Origin of the sequence: Sphingobium sp. DEHP117 (assembly GCF_030867385.1) — a bacterium.
Classification (GTDB): domain Bacteria; phylum Pseudomonadota; class Alphaproteobacteria; order Sphingomonadales; family Sphingomonadaceae; genus Sphingobium.
Window position 1 is genome coordinate 695,710 of record NZ_JAPFBJ010000002.1, and the last position, 20,011, is coordinate 715,720.

The 20,011-nt window shown below is 67.8% G+C and carries 1 protein-coding gene; it reads right to left on the minus strand.

Features of this window, described 5'->3' with window-relative positions:
- Nucleotides 1-33: 33 nt before the first annotated feature.
- Nucleotides 34-19,968: a hypothetical protein gene (locus OOT33_RS10540; RefSeq protein WP_307749982.1), complete on the minus strand. Its 19,935-nt coding sequence runs from the start codon at nucleotides 19,966-19,968 to the stop codon at nucleotides 34-36.
- Between the last annotated feature and the right edge of the window lie 43 nt (nucleotides 19,969-20,011).

A 20,011-nucleotide genomic window follows, 5' to 3' on the forward strand; every position in this document is an offset into this window, starting at 1 on the left:
ACCCCCGTCGCCTCGCCAAAACGGATCAGTCGATCATATAACGGAGAGCTTGGCGGTCTGCGTAGTGTGCCCGGCGTCGCTATAGAAGAAATAATCGTTGCCGACTTGTGAGTAAAAGGCGCCGCCGCTGATCGCCAGGCTGTCGTTGCCATCAAGGTCGATGGTAAGGACCGAGCTGTTGCCCGCGCCGACGAGCGTCTGGATCACGCTGGCATCCATCGTCAGCGAGCCGACGACATTGCTGGCGCTGAAGTCGATGGTTTCGACATGGCTGAGGATGCCTGTCAGGCTCGCCTGATTGAGCGCGCCGCTGTTGGCCGCAATCGAGACTGTGTCCGTCCCCGAGCCGCCATCGACACTCCACCCGCTGGAGAGGCCCAGCGTGAAGCTGTCGTCGCCAGAGCTGCCCGTAACGGCCTCGATCCCGGTGAGGGTGTCACCGGTCGCGTCGCCGCTGCTCCCCGTGCCGGTGGCGGTAGAGAGGTTGAGCGTCACCGCGCTGGCCGAGGCGCTGTAATCCGCGGTGTCGGTGCCGCTGCCGCCCGTCAGCGTGTCCGCCCCGCCGCCGCCGGCGAGCCTGTCATTGCCTGCGCCGCCGTCGATGCTGTTGGCGCTGCTGTCGCCTGTCAGATTGTCGTTGAAACCGCTGCCGGTCAGGTTTTCGATGCTCACATAGCTGTCGCCGCCCGCATCCCCGGTGTTGAGCGCGGCATTGCCAAGGTTTGCGGTGACCGCCGAAGTCGCGCTGGCATAGCTTGCCGTATCGGTGCCTGCGCCGCCATCCAGCACATCCGCGCCGCCGCCGCCGATCAGTGTATCGTTGCCGCCCTGTCCATAGACGGTTTCGGCGGAAGCGGAACCGGTGATGCTGTCTGCCTGCCCGGAGCCGTAGACCACCTCGAAGCCGGTCACGATATCACCCGCCGCATCGCCGCCGCTTGAGGTGGTGCCGTTGAGATCCAGCGTGATGCCCGATGAAGACGCCGAATAATCGAGCGTATCCGTTCCCGCGCCGCCGATGAGGGTATCCGCGCCCGCGCTGCCATAAACAAGGTCATTGCCTGCGCCGCCGTCCATGCTCTCCGCGCCGCTGCCGCCGGTGAAGCTATCCGCAAAGGCGGTGCCGATCACACCCTCGATCGAGACGAACACGTCTCCGGTCGCGTCGCCGCCACCGCCGCTCACCACCAGCGATCCGCTGGCGAAGCTGGCGCTGATCGCGACCGTGGCGGTGATGTAGGAGACGCTGTCCGTGCCGGTACCGCCGTCAAGCGTGTCCGCGCCCGCGCCGCCGATCAGTATATCGTTGCCCGCGCCGCCGAAGAGGCTCTCCGCCGCCGTATAGCCATACAGAGTATCGTTGAGGCTGGAGCCGGTCAGCGTTTCGATGCCGGTGACGATATCGCCCAGCGCATCGCCCCCGCTACCCATCGTCACGCCGTCCAGATAGACGGTCACGCCTGCGGTGGAGGCGGCATAGCTCAGTGAGTCGGTGCCGGTGCCGCCGTCGATGTTGTCCGCGCCTGTGCCGCCGGTGATCGTGTCGTTGCCCGCGCCGCCGGTGATGATGTCATCGCCCGCATTGCCGTTGATGATGTCGTTGCCGTTGCCGCCCGACAGAGTCTCGCCGCCGGTCGAGCCGTTGATCGTGTCGTCATAGTCCGAACCGATCACGCCCTCGACCGCAAGGACGATGTCGCCCTGCGCATAGCCGCCCGCCGAGGCGCTGCCATCGAGATTGATGGTGACGGCTGCGGTCGAGTCCGAATAGTCGACCGTGTCGGTGCCTGCGCCGCCGTTGATGGTATCCGCCCCCGCACCGCCGCGGATGAAGTCGTTGCCCGCATTGCCGTTGATGACGTTGGCATTGGCATCGCCATAGATGAAGTCGTTGCCACCACTGCCGTTGACATTTTCGATGCTGATGTAAGTGTCGCCTGCTGCGTCGTTGCCGCTGCCGGTGCCGGTCAGCAGGTTGACGGTAACGGCGTTGTTCGTGAGGCTATAGTCGACCGTATCGCTGCCGGTGCCGCCGTCGAGCGTGTCCGCTCCGGCGTCGCCGCGCAACACATCCGCGCCTTCCATGCCATAGAGCGTATCTGCGCCGGTGCTGCCCCACAGGGTATCGTCGTTCGCGGAGCCTTGCAGGATCTCGATGTTGGTCAGGACGTCACCCGCCGCCTCGCCTCCGGTACCTGCCGCGCCGGATAGGCCTATGGAGACTGCCGCGCTGCCATAATAGGATGCGGTGTCTGTGCCGCCGCCGCCGTTGATGGTGTCCGCGCCGCCGAGGCCACGGAACCACTCGTTCGCGGCGGTGCCGGTGACGCTGTCGGCGAGGTTGGTGAGGTAGACGTTCTGGAAGTTGCTGTATTTGTCACCGGCTGCATCCCAGCCGATACCAGCCGTCACGCCATCGAGGTTGATGGTGATGCCCGCCGAGGCGGAAACGGAGGCAAGGTTGCCGAAGTTGGTGCCGAAGAACAGCGTGTTGGTGCCCGCGCCGCCGTCCAGGATGTCCGCGCCTGCACCACCTGTGATGGTGTCGTTGCCTGCGCCGCCCTGGATCGTGTCGTTGCCGGCCAGACCGGAGAGATCGTCGTTGCCATTTCCGCCGTCGATCACGTTGGCGTTGCCATCGCCGGTCAGCGAGTCGCCGTTGGCCGAGCCGGTGATATTCTCGATGGTGTTGTATGTGTCGCCCTGCGCATCGCCGCCGCTACCGGTGCCGCTAGTGAGACTGACAGTTACAGCCGAGGCGCTCAGCGAATAGTTGATCGTGTCGGTGCCCGCATCGCCCCGGTTGGCGTCGTTACCCGCCCCACCCATGATGATGTCGTTGCCATTGCCACCCCAGAGCGTGTCGTTGCCCGCGCCGCCGTCCAGCGTGTCGTCGCCGGCATTGCCCTGGATTAGGTTGCCTCTGACATCGCCCGTCAGGCTGTCATTCTGGCCAGAACCTGTCAGGCTGACGAAGTTAGAGAAAATGTCGCCCGCCGCGTCGCCGCCGCTAGCGGTGCTGGTGCCGAGGTTTACGGTGACGCCGCTTGTCGAATTGGCATAGGTGAGGGTATTGGTGCCCAGGCCGCCGTCTATCGTGTCTGCGCCTGCGCCGCCCTCAACCGTGTCGTCGCCATCCTCGCCATAGAGGAAGTCGTCGCCCGCGCCGCCGTTGATGACGTCTGACCCGATGCCGCCCCAAATGGTGTTGATGCCGGCACTACCGGTCAGCGTATCGCCATAGACAGAGCCGCGCAGATTCTCGAAATTCGCGAGTGTGTCGCCATTGGCGTCGCCCGCCGTGCCGGTGCCGCTCGTCAGGCTTACCGTGACGGCTGCTCCAGCGTTGGCATAGCTGGCGGTATCGGTGCCCGCGCCGCCATCCATCACGTCCGCGCCTGCGCCGCCCTCGATGCTGTCGTTGCCCGCGCCGCCCTGAAGATTATTGACGCCGGTGGACCCGATGATCGTATCGTCATTGGCCGAACCGATGGCGTTCTCGATCGTGCCGCCGACGAAAATGTCGCCCTGCGCATCGCCGCCGGTGTTGCCTCTGCCGGTGCCGAGATTGATGCTGATCGCCGCCGAGGAGGCGCTGTAATCCACCACGTCGGTGCCCGCACCGCCGTCGATGCTGTCCGCGCCCGCGCCGCCGATCAGCGTATCGTTGCCCGCGCCGCCCTGCAGGGTGTCGTCGCCGTCGCCCGCGTTGATCGTGTCGTTGCCCGCGCCAGCCTGAATGGTCTGCGCATTGGCGTCGCCGGTGAAGCTGTCGTTGAGGCCGGAGAGGATGAACGTCTCGATCGAGGTGTAGGTGTCACCCTGCGCGAGGCCGGTGGAGAGCGCCGCGTTGGTGAGGTTCACCGTGAGCGCGCTGCCCGAGGAGGAATAGTCGACCGTGTCGTTGCCATTGCCGCCATCCAATGTATCCGCGCCCAGATCCGGCCGGAAGATGTCGTCGCCGTCTCCGCCGACGATCGTATCCGCAGCCGTGGAACCGATGATGATGTCCGCCAGCGAAGAACCGATCACCTGCTCGATGCTGATCAGCACGTCGCCATTGGCCTCGCCCGCAGTGCCTGCAAGCCCGTCCATGCGCACGACGATGCCGCCCGCGCTGCTGTAGTCCGCCGTGTCGAAGCCTGCGCCGCCATCCAGCACATCCGCGCCCGCGCCGCCGACCAGCGTGTCGTTGCCGGCCATGCCCTCCAGCGTCTCGTTGACGCCGGTGCCATAAATAGTGTCGCCCTGGCCCGAGCCGATGACATGCTCTACGTTGAGGATCGTATCGCCCGCCGCATCGCCGCCGGACGACGCCGTGCCATCGAGCCGCACGGTCACGCCCGAAAGCGAGCCGGAATAGTCGAGGGTGTCGGTGCCGGTGCCGCCGTCGATGCTGTCCGCCTGGCCATAGCTTACGAAGCTGTCGTTGCCGCCCCAGCCCCAGAGCACGCTGGCGCCGGATGTGCCACCGCGCAGCACGTCGTCATAATTCTGCGAGCCTTCGATGCGCTCTATGCCGGAAAGCACGTCGCCCTGCGCCCAGCCGCCTACGCCCGCCGTGCCGTCATTGGCGATGGTGACGCCAGCGGTGGAGAGCTTGTAGTCCGCCGTATCGGTGCCGGAGCCGCCGATTATCGTGTCCGCGCCGAGGCCCGAGGATATGGTGTCGTCGTTCGCGCCGCCATCCAAGGTGTCCGCGCCGTCGCCGCCGTGGAGGATGTCGTTGCCAGCGCCCGCCTGGATGGTCGATCCGGTCGCGTCCGCCGTGATCTCGTCACCCTGCGCGGAGCCGATGACGATCTCGACGTTGAACAGCCGGTCGCCCGCAGCATCGCCGCCGGTGCCGAAGCTGCCGTCCATATAGATCTTCATGCCGTTGGAGGCGGAGGTGGAATAGTCGACCGTGTCTGTGCCCGCGTCGCCGCGATAGATGTCTGCCCCGCCGCTGACGATGAAGCTGTCATTGCCCGCGCCGCCGGTGAAATCCTCGTCCGCCGATGAACCTTCGAACTGGTCGTTATAGGCCGAGCCGATGACTGCCTCGATGCCGGAGAGCACGTCGCCCGCCGCGTCGCCGCCGCTCGATGTGCCTGCGGTGCGGATCGTCACCGCGCTGGCCGAGGCGCTATAGTCGGCGGTGTCGGTGCCCGCGCCGCCGATGATGCTGTCCGCCCCCGCGCCGCCTTCGATGAAGTCATTGCCGATGCCGCCCGCAAGCGTGTCGTCGCCTGCGCCGCCGCGCAGCGTGTCGTCGCCGTCGAAACCGTCGAAATTGTCGGCGCCGGTGCCGCCGATCAGCGTATCGCCGAGGCGCGAGCCGACGAACTGCTCGACATTCGTAAAGGTGTCGCCGGTCGCATCGCCACCCGTGGCGGTGCCTGCCGAAAGGTCGATCGTCACCGCCGCGCTGGATGCGGAATAGCTGACCGTGTCGGTGCCTGCGCCGCCATCCATCACGTCCGCGCCGCCGCCGCCCTGTAGCGTGTCGTTGCCCGCCTCGCCATAGAGCGTGTCGCTGCCGGTGCCGCCGAGCAGCGTGTCGTCGCCGCCGCGCCCATAGAGCGTGTCGTTGGAGAAAGTGCCGGTGATCGTGTCGGCAAAGCCCGAGCCGATGACGGCTTCCACGCCGGAGAGCGTATCGCCCGCCGCGATGTCGCCGCTGCCTGCCGAGCCATCGAGGTTGACGGTAACGCCCGCCGCCGCGCCGCTGTAGTCCGCCGTATCGAACCCAGCGCCGCCGATGAGCACATCCGCGCCCGCACTCGCCACCAGCGTATCGTTGCCCGCGCCGCCGTCCAGCGTCTCCGCGCCCGTTCCGCCGGAGAGCGTATCGTCAAAGGCCGAGCCGGTCAGCCCTTCGATGCCCGTGAACGTATCGCCATTGGCGTCTCCGCCTGTGCCGCTGTTGGTGGCGAGACTTGCGGTTACGCCTGCGGTTGCGTTCGCATAGGATGCCGTGTCTGTGCCCGCGCCGCCGTCAATCACGTCGGCCCCTGCGCCGCCTTCGATCACGTCGTTGCCCGCGCCTGCCTGCAACGTCTCATTGCCGGCCGTGCCATAAAGCACGTCGCCAAAGGCCGAGCCGATCACCCGCTCGATATTGCTCAGTACGTCGCCGGTGGCGGTGCCGCCCTGGCCCTGGTTTACGCCGTCGATATAGACGGTGACGCCGGTGGTGGAGGCGGAATAGTCCGCCGTGTCGGTGCCTGCGCCGCCATCGATGATGTCGCTGCCCGATCCGCCGACGAGGGTATCGTTGCCTGCGCCGCCGAGGATGGTATCTGCACCCGCACCGCCGTCGATCGTGTCATCGCCTGCGCCGCCTTCCAGCGTGTCGGCATTGGCGCTGCCGATGATGGTATCAGCCAATCCAGAGCCGACGATCCGCTCGACGCTGTTATATGTGTCGCCCGCCGCATCACCCGCAGAGCCGGTGCCCGCATTGAGGTCTACCGCTACGGCGGAGGCGGACGCGCTATAGTCCACCGTGTCCACTCCCGTGCCGCCGATGAGCGCATCGGCCCCGGCGCTACCCATCAGCGTATCGACGCCGCCCTGGCCATCCTGCGTATCCGCGCCGGTGGAGCCATAGAGCGTATCGGCATAGGCCGAACCCTTGACCGTCTCGATATTCGCGAGCGTGTCGCCTGCGGCATCGCCGCCGCTGCCCGCCGTGCCGTCGAGATAGACGGTGACTGCGCTGGTGGAGGCGGAATAGTCCGCAATATCGGTGCCGGTGCCGCCATCGAGTGCGTCGGCGCCCGCGCCGCCGGTCAACGTGTCGTTGCCCGCGCCTCCCTGGAGGGTGTCGTCGCCCGCCTTGCCGTCGATTATGTCGTCGCCCGCGCCACCCTGGATCGTGTCCGCGCCAAAGCTGCCGTCGATGGTGTCGGCGAAGCCGGAGCCGATCACCGTCTCGATGCTGGTCAGCACATCGCCCAGCGCCTCGCCGCCCGATCCGCCGACGCCATCCATGCGCACGGCTATGCCTGTGGCCGCGCCGGAATAATCGGCGGTGTCGGTGCCCGCGCCGCCATCCAGCGTGTCGGAGCCGGTTCCACCGATCAGCGTATCATTGCCGTTGCCACCCAGCAGCGTGTCGTTGCCTGCGCCGCCGGAGAGTGTGTCGTTGCCGTCATTGCCGAGGATCGTATCGGCATTGGCGGAGCCGGTGATGCTGTCGTTCAGGGTGGTGCCGATCACCTCCTCGATCTCGCTCAGCACATCGCCCTGCGCAAAGCCGCCGGACGACGCAACGCCATCCATGCGCACCGTCACGGCCACCGCGTTGTTGGAATAGTCGACGATGTCAAAGCCGGTGCCGCCGGTCAGCACGTCCGCGCCATTGCTCGAATAGAGAATGTCATCGCCCGCGCCCGCGCTCATCGTGTCTGCGCCGGTGGAGCCATAGAGCATGTCCGCGAAGGCGGAACCGATCAGCGTTTCGATGCTGACGAGCACGTCGCCGTCCGCATCGCCGCCCACCGATATGGTGCCGTCCAGATACACGGTCACGCCCGCGAGCGAGCTGGAATAGCTGGCGGTGTCGGTACCCGCGCCACCATCGATCAGGTCTGCGCCCAGGCCGCCGGTCAGCGTGTCGTTGCCTGCCTCGCCATAAAGCGAATCATCGCCATTCGCGCCGAAGATAATGTCGTTGCCAGCGCCGCCACGGATCGTCTCGGTCGCGTTGCCGCCGGTCAGCCGGTCGTCAAAGCCGGAGCCGAGCAACTGCTCGATGTTGGTGAGAACGTCGCCCGCCGCGTCGCTGCCCGAACCTGTCGTGCCGTCGAGATAGACGGTGACGGCAGCAAGTGCGCCGGAATAGTCCGCCGTATCAAAGCCCGATCCGCCGTCGAGCGTGTCCGCGCCCGCGCCGCCCACCAGCGTATCGTTGCCTGCCTCGCCGGATAGCGCATCATTGCCCGCGCCGCCGGAGATGGTGTCATTGCCCGCGCCGCCTAGGATCGTATCGTCGCCGGTCGATCCGCCCAGCGTATCGTTGAAGCCGGACCCGATGAGGCGCTCGACATTGGCGATAGTGTCGCCCGCCGCCTCCGCGCCGCTGCCTGCCGAGCCATCGAGCGCGATGGTGACGGCAGCGGTGGCGGAGGAATAATCCGCCGTATCGGTGCCGGTGCCGCCGTCGAGCAGGTCCGCGCCTGCGCCGCCGATGAGGGTATCCGCGCCACCATTGCCGTAGAGCTGCTCGTCCGCCGTGCCGCCGGTGATGATGTCGCCCTGCGCCGAGCCCTGCACGATCTCGATGTTCGAGAGCATGTCGCCCGCCGCGTCGCCGCCGGAAGAGGCGAGGCCGTTCAGGTTCACCACGACGGCAGCGACCGAGGCGGTATAGTTCGCGGTATCCGTGCCCGCGCCGCCGTCTAGCACATCCGCGCCCGCGCCGCCGGTCAGGCTGTCGTTGCCAGTGCCGCCAGACAGCGTGTCGTCCCCATTGCCGCCGGAGAGTATATCGTCGCCCGTGCCGCCGCTCAGCGTGTCGTCGCCATTCGCGCCGGACAGCGTATCGGCAAAGGCCGAACCGATAATGCCCTCGATATTGGAGAGCGTGTCGCCCGCCGCATAGCCGCCGGTCCCTGCCGAGCCATTGAGGCTGATGCTCACCGCCGAGGTGGAGGAAGAATAATCGACCGTGTCGGTGCCCGCGCCGCCATCGAGCGCGTCCGCGCCGAGGCTGCCCATCAGCGTATCGGTGCCCAGCCCGCCGATCAGTGTTTCCGCGCCGGTGCCGCCGCGCAGCGTGTCGTTATAGTCCGAGCCTTCAAGCGTCTCGACATTGATAATGGTATCGCCCGCCGCATCGCCGCCGGTCTGCGCCGCGCCATCCAGCCCGGCATTGACCGCGCTGGCGGACGATGCATAGCTGACCTTGTCCGTACCCGCGCCACCGTCCAGGCTGTCCGCGCCCGCACCGCCGATCAGCAGGTCATTCCCAGCGCCGCCGAGCAGCGTGTCATTGCCGAGGTCACCCGTCAGCGTATCGTTGCCGCCGTTGCCCTCCAGCGTATCGGCATTGCCGGTGCCATAGAGCGCGTCATTGCCAGCTGAGCCGAGCACCCGCTCGATGCTGGAGAGCGTATCGCCCGCCGCGTCGCCGCCGACGGAGACCGAGCCATCGAGATAGACCGTGACCGCGCTGGCCGAGGCGGAATAGTCCGCCGTGTCGGTGCCCGCGCCGCCGTCGAGCACGTCCGCGCCGGTGCTGCCGGTCAGGGTGTCGTTGCCGCCGCCGCCGAGCAGCGTGTCCGCGCTCGCGCGCCCACCCAGCGTATCGGCAAAGGCAGAGCCTTCCAGAATCTCGGCGTTGCTGATCGTGTCGCCCGCCGCGTCGCCGCCGGTCCCTGCGCCGCCAGAGAGCGATATGGTGACGCCCGCACCCGAGGTGGCATAGCTGATGGTGTCGATGCCGGTGCCGCCGTCGATGGCGTCAGCGCCTGCGCCGCCTGAAAGTGTGTCGTCGCCCGATCCGCCGTCGATCGTGTCGTTGCCCGCGCCGCCGTCGATCACGTCGTCATTGCCCTGGCCGAGCAATATGTCCGCGTTTGCACTGCCGGTAAGCGTATCGCTGTTGCCCGAACCCAGCACGCGCTCGATGTTGGCGAGCGTATCGCCCTGCGCATCGCCGCCGGAGCCTGTGCCGGTGGCAAGGTTGATGGTTACGCCCAGCACCGACGCGCTGTAATCCGCCGTATCGGTGCCCGCGCCACCGTCGAGCGCATCCGCGCCTGCGCCGCCTGCCAGCGTGTCGTTGCCCGCTCCGCCCAGCAGCGTATCGCCGCCGCCATTGCCGGTGAGGATGTCGTTACCTGCGCCGCCTTCCAGCGTTTCACCCGCCGAGCCACCGGCAATGTCGTCGTTGAAGGCAGAACCGATCACCCGCTCGATGCCGGTGAGGGTGTCGCCCGCCGCGTCCCCCCCGGACGCGCTCGATCCGTCGAGCACGAGCTGGATGGCAGCGGCAGAGGCGGAGTAATCCGCCGTGTCAAAGCCCGCGCCGCCGATGAGAGTATCGGCACCCGCGCCGCCTGTCAGCAGGTCATCCCCTGCGCCACCGTCGAGCGTGTCCGCCCCGGCACCGCCGGACAGCGTATCGTCGCCCAGCCCGCCCTCGAGGATTTCGTCCGCGTTGCCGCCGGTCAGGCTGTCCGCATAGTCGGAGCCGGTGATGCGCTCGACATTGGCGAATGTATCACCCGCCGCGTCGCCGCCCGCACCGGTGCCCGCCGAAAGATCAACGGTGACGCCCGCCGTGGCGGCTGCAAAGCTCACCGTGTCGATCCCGGCGCCGCCGTCATAGGCGTCCGCGCCCGCGCTGCTGATCAGCATGTCGTCGCCCGCGCCGCCAGAGAGCGCGTCGTTGCCCGTGGAACCGCCGAGCGTATCGGCAAAGGCCGAGCCGGTGATCCGCTCGATGCCGGCGAGGGTATCGCCCGCCGCGTCGCCGCTGGAACCGAAGGTGCCGTCCAGCGCCACCGTCACGCCAGCCGAGGAGGCGCTATAGTCCGCCGTGTCCGTCCCCGCGCCGCCGATCAGCGTATCCGCGCCGAGGCTGCCCTTCAGCGTATCATTGCCCGCGCCGCCGTCCAGCGTTTCGATGCCGATCCCGCCGGACAGCGTATCGGCCAGCGCCGAGCCGACGATCCGCTCGATGCCGGAGAGCGTATCACCCGTCGCGTCTCCGCCGCTGCCGACCGAGCCGTCCACGCCCACGGTGACGCCCGCCGCAGAGGTGGAATAGTCCGCCGTATCGAAATCATTGCCGCCGACAAGGGCATCCGCGCCCGCGCCGCCGATGAGGGTATCGTCGCCATCGCCGCCCTGCAGCGTGTTGGCATTGGCGTCGCCGATCAAAGTATCGGCATAGATCGAGCCTTGCAGCGTCTCTACATGGCTCAGCGCATCGCCCAGCGCGGTGCCGCCGCTGCCAGCAACCCCGTCGAGCCGCGCGGTGACGCCGCTGGTCGAGTCGTCATAGCTGACTGTGTCGGTGCCCGCCCCGCCGTCGATGCTGTCTGCTCCGTCGCCGCCGTGGATCAGGTCGTTGCCTGCGCCGCCCAGCAGTGTGTCGTCGCCACCCGCGCCGTCAATCTGGTCGTCGCCCGCGCCGCCGTCGATCCTGTCATCGGTGAAGTTGCCGATGAGCGTGTCGTTGAAGCCGGAGCCGGTGAGCTGTTCGATATTGGCGTAAGTGTCACCTGACGCATCGCCGCCAGAGCCCGCGCGCCCATCGAGATAGGCGGTGACGCCCGCGCCGGAAACCGCATAGCTGACGGTATCGACGCCCGCGCCGCCGTCGAGCACGTCGGCGCCCGCACTGCCCAGCAAGGTGTCGTCGCCCGCGCCGGCGGAGATCGTTTCGCTGCCCGCGCCGCCGCCGAGCGTGTCGGCATAGTCGGAACCGATCAGGTTCTCGATGTTGATCAGCGTATCGCCCAGCGCGTCGCCGCCGGTGCCCGTCGCGCCGCCAAGCGAGACCGCAACGCCCGCCGTCGCGTTGGCATAGCTTGCGGTGTCATTGCCCGCGCCGCCATCCAGCGCATCCGCGCCCGCGCCACCTTCCAATATGTCGTCGCCCGATCCGCCGAGCAGGCTGTCGTCGCCCGCGCCGCCGGAGATCTGGTCATTGCCACTCGCGCCATCGAGCACATCGTTGGAGGTGCCGCCGAACAGCAGGTCGTCATTGGCCGAGCCGATCACGCCTTCGATGCCGGACAGGCTGTCACCCGCCGCATCACCGCCGGAGGAGGGGGTGCCATCCAGCCGCACCGTCACGGCGCTGGCCGAGCCGGAATAATCCACGGTGTCAAAGCCCGCGCCGCCGATCAGCACGTCCGCGCCCGCCCCGCCATTCAGCAGATCATTGCCCGCGCCGCCATCCAGCGTGTCGGACCCGCCGCCGCCATAAAGCGCGTCATTGCCACCCGCGCCTTCCAGCACCTCGTTTGCCGCCGTGCCGGTGAGGGTATCGTCAAAGCCGGAGCCGATCACCCGCTCGATGCTGGAGAGCGTATCGCCCGCTGCATCGCCGCCCGCAGACAGCGAGCCATCGAGGTTGATCGCCACTGCGGAGGTCGATGAGGTATAATCCGCCGCGTCCAACCCTGCGCCGCCGACCAGCTGGTCCGCGCCCGCGCCGCCGCGCAGCACATCGTCGCCGGTGCCGCCGGTGAGGATATCCGCGCCCGCGCCGCCGTCGATAAAGTCATCACCGGCATTGCCGCGCAGGTCGTCCGCGCCCGCGCCGCCGGTGATCGAGTCGGCAAAGCCAGATCCTTCGACAATCTCGATGTTGGTGAAGCTGTCGCCCGTCGCCTCGCCGCCGGTGCCGCCGGTGGTGAGGTTGAGCGTCACGCCAGCCGTGGCGAGCCGATAGTCCGCCGTGTCCACACCCGTACCGCCGTCAAACAGGTCCGCGCCCGCGCCGCCGCGCAGCAGGTCATCGCCAGCACCGCCATGGAGCTGGTCATCGCCCGCGCCGCCGGTCAGCGTATCGTCATAGGTTGAACCGATGACCGACTCGACGTTGGTCAGGATGTCGCCCTGCGCATCGCCGCCCGAGCTTGCCACACCATCCAGGCGCACCTGCACCGCGACGCCGGATGCCGAATAGTCGGCGGTGTCCGTGCCCGCGCCGCCGTCGATCTGGTCCGCGCCCGACCCGCCGACGAGGCTGTCGTTCCCCGCCCCGCCGAGCAGGATATCGTCGCCCGATCCGGCGTCGATCATGTCATTGCCCGCGCCGCCTTCCAGCGTATCGACGGCGGTGGAGCCGGTGATGCTGTCGTCAAAGGCGGAGCCGACAATGCGCTCGATGCTGGAGAGCGTATCGCCCGCCGCATCGCCGAGGCTGCCGCTGTTGCTGGCGAGGCTCACGGCGATGGCGGAGGTGGCGTCCGAATAGTCCGCCGTGTCAAAGCCCGATCCGCCGAGCAGTACGTCCGCGCCGCCGCGCCCGCCGAGCACGTCATTGCCCGCGCCGCCGGTGATGGTGTCCGCCGCCGCCGTGCCGAGCAGCACGTCGTCATAGGCCGAACCGATGAGGTTTTCGATGTTGAGCAGCTGGTCTCCCTGCGCCGCGCCGCCGGTGGAGGCCGAGCCGTCGACCGAAACGTTGACGCCCGAGGTGGAAGACGAATAATCGACCGTATCGACGCCTGCGCCACCGTCGATCAGGTCCGCGCCCGCGCCGCCGTCGATCTGGTCGTTGCCCGCACCGCCGAGCAGCGTGTCGTCTCCGCCGCCGCCGGTGATGACGTCATTGCCCGCACCGCCGTCGATCACGTCCGCCGCCGCGCCGCCGTTCAGATGGTCGTCCAGCGTCGATCCGGTCACACCTTCGATGCTGGTATACTGGTCGCCCGCCGCGTCGCCGCCGATGCCGGTCGAGCCATCGAGCGTCACCGTCACCGCGCTGGCCGACGCGGTGTAATCCACGATGTCCTGCCCCGCGCCGCCATCGAGCACGTCCGCGCCCTGGCTGCCGAGCAGGCGGTCGTTGCCCGCGCCACCGCGAATATTTTCCGTGCCCGTGCCGCCGCCCAGCGTATCGGCAAAGGCGGAGCCTTCGAGATTTTCGATGCCGGAGAGGGTGTCTCCCAGCGCCTCGCCGCCGGTGCCCGCCGTGCCATCGAGCGAGACCGCAACGCCTGCCGAAGCATTGGCATAGCTGGCGGTATCGTTGCCGTTGCCGCCGATCAGCGCATCCGCGCCGAGGCCGCCCTCCAATATGTCATCGCCGCCCTCGCCATACAGCGTGTCGTCGCCCGCGCCGCCCGAAACCACGTCGTCGCCCGCGCCCGCGCGGATCACCTCGTTGCCCGCCGCGCCGGTGATCGTGTCGTCAAAGCTTGTGGCGGTCAGGTTTTCGATGTTGGTGAGCTGGTCGCCGGTGGCGTCGCCGCCGCTGCTGACCGTGCCATCAAGGTGGATCGTCACCGCGACGGTGGAGCTGGAATAATCGACCGTATCGACGCCCGCGCCGCCGTCGATCACATCCGCGCCCGCGCCGCCCGCGAGCGTATCGTCGCCCGCGCCGCCGAGCAGCGTATCGTTGCCGAGGCCGCCCGCAATGCTGTCATTGCCCGCGCCGCCTTCAAGCTGGTCGTTGAGCACGCCGCCGGTCAGCGTGTCGTTGAAGCCGGAGCCGACGAGCCGCTCGATGCTCGTCATCACATCGCCCTGCGCGTCGCCGCCGATGCCGACCGAGCCATCGAGGCCTACGGCAACCGCGACGGTGGAGCTGGAATAATCGACGGTGTCAAAGCCCGCGCCGCCATCGAGGCTGTCCGCGCCCGCGCCGCCATCAAGGATGTCGTTGCCCGCGCCGCCGATCAGCGTGTCCGCGCCCGCACGGCCGACGAGCGTGTCATCGCCCGCGCCGCCGTCGATCACATCGTCCGTCGCCGCGCCCAGCAGCGTATCCGCGCCCGATGAACCAAGCAGGTTCTCGATGCCGACCAGCGTGTCCCCCTGCGCATCGCCGCCGCTGCCGGTGCCGCTGGCGAGATCGACCGTGACCGCCTGTGCAGAGCTGGAATAATCGGCGGTGTCGATGCCCGCGCCGCCATCGAGCAGGTCCGCGCCCGCCCGCCCTTCGAGCACGTCGTCGCCGCCCGCGCCGTAAAGCTCCTCGTCGGCCGCCGCGCCGATGATATGGTCCGCCGCGCCGGTGCCGATCACGCGCTCGATATTGAGCAGCGTATCGCCGGTCGCATGGCCGCCAAGGCCCGCCGAGCCATCCAGCGAGACGGTCACGCCGCTTGCCGAGGCGCTATAGTCCGCCGTGTCGATGCCGGTGCCGCCGTCGATCAGGTCTCCGCCCGCGCCGCCCTCTATGCTGTCATTGCCCGATCCGCCGAGCAGCGTATCCGCCCCCGCGCCGCCGATGATCACGTCATCGCCCGCGCCTCCCTCGATCTGGTCGGCAAGGTTACCGCCGGTGAGGGTATCGGCAAAGCCGGAGCCGCGCAGCGCCTCGATATTGGTGAGCTGGTCGCCCTGCGCATCGCCTCCGATGCCTGCCGAGCCATCCAGCCCGATCGTCACGCCTGCAGCGGAGCCGGTATAATCCGCGATATCGACGCCCGATCCGCCATCGATGATGTCTGCGCCCGCGCCGCCTTCCAATATGTCGTCGCCGCTGCCACCCTGAAGCGTGTCAACGCCCGCGCCGCCTGAAAGCCGGTCGTTGCCCGCGCCGCCAGTGAGGATGTCGTCGCCGCCATTGCCGGAGACCACGTCGTCCCCGCCGCCGCCCTCAATAAACTCATTAGCGCCGACGCCGGTGATGCTGTCGTCATAGGTCGAGCCGATGATATGCTCGACGTTCAGCACCTGGTCGCCCGCCGCATCGCCGCCGATGCCGAGGCTGCCGTCGAGCGTCAGCGATATGCCGGTGGCGGACGCGGTATAGTCCGCTGTGTCGAATCCTGCGCCGCCGTCGAGCACGTCCGCGCCCAGGCGGCCGGCGAGCACATCGTCGCCCGTGCCGCCTTCCAGCACATCGTCGGTCGCGCCGCCGGTCAGGCTGTCGTCAAAGGCCGAGCCGATGACCCGCTCGATGCCGGAAAGGATATCCCCAGCCGCATCGCCGCCCGCCGCGCTGCCGGTGGAAAGGTCGACGGTGACGGCGCTGGCCGACGCGGAATAATCGGCGGTGTCGAAGCCGGTGCCGCCCTCCATCGCGTCAGCGCCCGCAGAGCCGACCAACGTGTCGTTGCCGCCCTGGCCGCGCAAGATGTCGTCGGCGGCGGAGCCATAGAGCGTGTCGGCAAAGGCGGAGCCGGACAGCCCCTCGATATTGGCGTAGGTGTCGCCCGCAGCGTCGCCGCCGGTGTTGGCGCGGCCATCCAGCCCCGCGACGATGCCGCTGGCGGAGTTGCTGTAATCCGCAATGTCGGTGCCCGCGCCGCCATCCAGCGCATCCGCGCCGCCGCGCCCTTCGAGCGTATCGTTGCCCAGCCCACCATCGAGCGTGTCGGCGCCCGCGCCGCCGCTGATCCGGTCATCAAAGCCCGAACCGATGATGCGCTCTATGCCCGACAATGTGTCGCCCTGCGCGTCTCCGCCCAGCCCGACGCTGCCGTCGTTTGCGAGGATGACGGCGGTGGCGGATTGCGAATAGTCCGCCGTGTCGAAACCCGCGCCGCCGATGAGCTGGTCCGACCCCAGTCCGCCGCGCAGCACATCGTCGCCTGCGCCGCCGTCAAGCCGGTTGGCGAGGTCATTGCCGGTCAGCGTGTCGTCGAACGCAGAGCCCGTCAGCCCCTCGATGTTGACGAGCACATCGCCCTGCGCATCGCCGCCCTGGCCCGCCGAGCCATCGAGCGCGACCTGCACGGCGCTGGCCGAGGTGGAATAATCCGCAACGTCCGCGCCAACGCCGCCGTCGAGCAAGTCCGCGCCCGCGCCGCCCGAGAGCGTGTCGTCGCCCGCGCCGCCCGACAGCGTGTTGACGCCCGCATCGCCGGTCAGCACGTCGCCATAGTTGGAGCCGGATAGGTTTTCGATGCCGGTCAGCGTGTCGCCCTGCGCGCTGCCGCCGGTGCCCGTGCCGCTCAAGAGGCTGACGGTGACGCCTTGCACCGCGTCGGAATAGTCCGCCGTGTCCGCGCCTGCGCCGCCGATCAGGCTGTCCGCGCCGAGGCCGCCGCGCAACGTGTCGTCACCCGCGCCGCCGTCGAGCACATTGTCCGCCGAATCGCCCAGCAGCGTATCGGCATAAGCGCCACCGATCACCCGCTCGATGCCCGAGAGCCTGTCGCCCTCGGCCACGTCGCCCGTCGAGGCATTGCCATTCAGGCGCACGGTGACCGCGCCTTGCGCCGCCGAATAATCGGCGGTGTCGAAGCCCGCCTCGCCCATCAGCGTGTCCGCGCCCAGCGCGCCGACGAGCGTGTCGTCGCCATCACTGCCGCGCAGGATATTGTCCTGATCGTCGCCGGTCAGGCTATCGTCGAAGGCCGATCCGACCAGCCGCTCGATCCCCGAAAGCTGATCGCCTGCCGCATCGCCGCCGATGCCCAGCGAGCCATCGAGCGCGACTGTGACGGCCGAGAGCGAGCCTGAATAGTCCGCCGTGTCGAGGCCGGTGCCGCCGTGGAGGATATCCGCGCCCGCGCCACCAATCAGCGTATCGTCGCCCGCGCGGCCTTCCAGCCATTCGTCGCCCGCGCCGCCGACGAGGGTGTCGTCCTGCGCCGAGGCGATGACATGCTCGATGCTGACCAGCGTGTCGCCCTGTGCATCGCCGCCGATGCCGGTGCGCCCGTCAAGATAGACCGTAACGCCGAACAGCGAGGCGGAGAGATCGACCGTGTCGAAGCCCGCGCCGCCGTCTAGAAAATCCCCGCCACCAAGGAAGCTGTTGCCGCCAAGGCCTACAAGGGTGTCGTCGCCGTCATTGCCGAGCAGCGTGTCGTTGCCCGCCGTGCCGATCAGCACGTCGTCAAACAGCGAGCCTTCCAGCCCTTCGATATTGATGAACACGTCGCCAACCGGGTCGCCGCCGCCCAGTTGCGAGCCATCCAGCGCCACGATCACGCCGTTTGCCGCGCCCGCATAGCTGGCGATGTCGAACCCGTCGCCGCCGTCGAGCGTGTCCGCGCCCGCGCCGCCTTCGACAAAGTCGTTGCCGAGGCCGCCGCGCAATGTCTGCGATCCAACAGCTCCAACAAGCCGGTCGGCAAAGGCGGAACCGATCAACGTTTCCACGTTGAAATAGGTGTCTCCCTGCGCATCCCCGCCGATGCCCGCGCGCCCGTCGAGATAGACAGTTACGCCGACGCCGGAGCTGGTGAAATCGACCGTGTCGTTGCCCGCGCCACCATCCACCCGGTCCGCGCCCGCGCCGCCGACGATGAGGTTGTCATTGGCGTCGCCGGTCAGCGTGTCGTCATGCGCGGAGCCGATCAGGTCCTCGATATTGCTGAGCACGTCGCCCTGCGCATCGCCGCCGCTGCCCGCCGTGCCATCTAGCGAAACCGTGACGCCGCTGGCCGAGCCGGAATAGTCCGCAACATCGCGCCCCGCTCCACCATCGAGCGTATCCGCGCCAGCGCTGCCGAACAGCTGGTCGTTGCCCGCGCCGCCCTGCAGTGTTTCGTTGCCCGCGCCGCCATGCAGCCTGTCGTCGCGGCTCGTGCCGATCACGATCTCGATGTTGCTGAGGACATCGCCCTCGGCCTGCCCACCGTGGGAGGTGGTGCCGTCGAGGAAGATCTCCACGCCCTGCGTGCCGGAGGTGGCTGGGTCGATGGCGTTGCTATAGTCGGCACTGTCGGTCCCCGCGCCGCCGTCGATCCGGTCAGCGCCCGCGCCGCCGTCAAAGCTGTTGTCGTTGGCGTCGCCCGTGAGCGTATCGTCATGGGCGGAGCCGATCAGCCCTTCGACACTCGTATAGCGGTCTCCCTCCGCCGTGCCGCCCAGGCCGACCCCGGTGCCAAGGTTGGCATCCACGCCACGTACCGAGGTCTGATAGCTGACGACATCATGGCCGTTGCCCCCGTCAATGTCGTCCGCGCCGATGCCCGCAACGATCGTGTCGTCGCCATCCCCCGCATTGATGATATTGCCCGGCGGGTTGGAGAACAGCACATAGACCGGCTCGCCCGTCACCGGGTTCGTCACGGTCATGTCCGCGTCGGATGTGACGATCTTGATACCGAAGGCGGTCGAGACTTCCACGGCATTGACGGTCGGTCCGCCATTGGAGGAGAGGCCAAGCTGCGCAGGCAGGAAGAACTGGTCCTGAAAACCGCCCGCGCTCGGCGTCGAAGGATCGGGCACGGTGTAGATCAGTTGCAGGTCGAAGGTGAAATGCGACTGGTTGGCAGGATAAGCTACCGTCTGGCCGGTATTGGGGTCGACATGGCTGGTGACCTTCTGAATGTCTCCCGCCGCAATATCGACAACCCAGCCTTTGGCTGTCAGCGTGGCGTTGGCAATGGAATAGCCAGCGGGCAGCGACGGGATCGTGATCTCGTTGAGCTGCAGGTTCTTGGCAGGCACCATCGCCTCGACATGCAGCGTGCGCAGCGTCGCGCCGCCGGGCGCCTGCGCCGGATTGTCGGCATAGATCACATCGTGCGCGGCCGTGCCGGTGATCGTTTCCTTGGCAGACTGCGCGGCGAACTTTGCATTGGTGGAGCTCGATGGACCGCCGGTCGATCCCTTGACGGTGGTGACGCCGTTCTCGATGCCGGTGCTCACGCCCTCCTTGTTATAGAGGGTGAAGGTGAGCTTGGGCACCAGCTTGCCGATACCTGCCGGGCCGATTGCGTCGTCCGGGCTGGGTTCCACCGCGCGGGCGGAGATGATGCCGGGAGGGGCGCTTGCCGATGCCAGAGTGTTGCTGATCTTTTCGTTGAGGCGCGCGCTCTGCTCATCATAGCGGCGCTGCTGCTCCGCCTCGGAAGCCTGATGAGCTTGGGAACTGGCCGAATCGGCGGGTTGGACTCCGCCCGCATCTTCGGGTTTGTCGCCGTCCTTGTGCGCCTTGCTGTCTTCGTCGGAATTGGCAGAGGAGAGCGCGAGCTTGATCGGCGCTGCCTGTTCCTTGATTTCGCCGACGGTGGAGACGGCCTGATCCGCGCTGATCTCCTTGTCGGTGAACAGCAACATCGGCTTGCGACCGGAAAAGGCGGCGAGCGCCATGCCGGGAATGATGATTTTGCTGCCGTCAGCGAAGACGAGCACTACGTCGATGTCGACGATTTCGGTCTTGAAGGGGGAGAAGGGGATGCCAAGCTCCGCCTTGTCGTCCGCGCTGAGTGTGACGACCTTTGCCGCGCCGTAATTCGCGGTGCCTACCGATATGACGGCCGCGCCGCCGGGCGCATCGACGACGCCATCGGGCGCAGCCGGAGCTGCCGCATGCGCCTTCTGCTCAGCGCCCGCAGCTGCCTTCGCCTTACCTGATCCGCCGGTGCCTTTGATCTTGGCCATTGAAGCTTCCCACTGTCGACCCGGGCAGTATCGCGGTTTAGTC

Bases quoted from the DNA above. Each gene is read 5' to 3' on its own strand.
- OOT33_RS10540 (WP_307749982.1), bottom strand. From the start codon at position 19,968: ATGGCCAAGATCAAAGGCACCGGCGGATCAGGTAAGGCGAAGGCAGCT.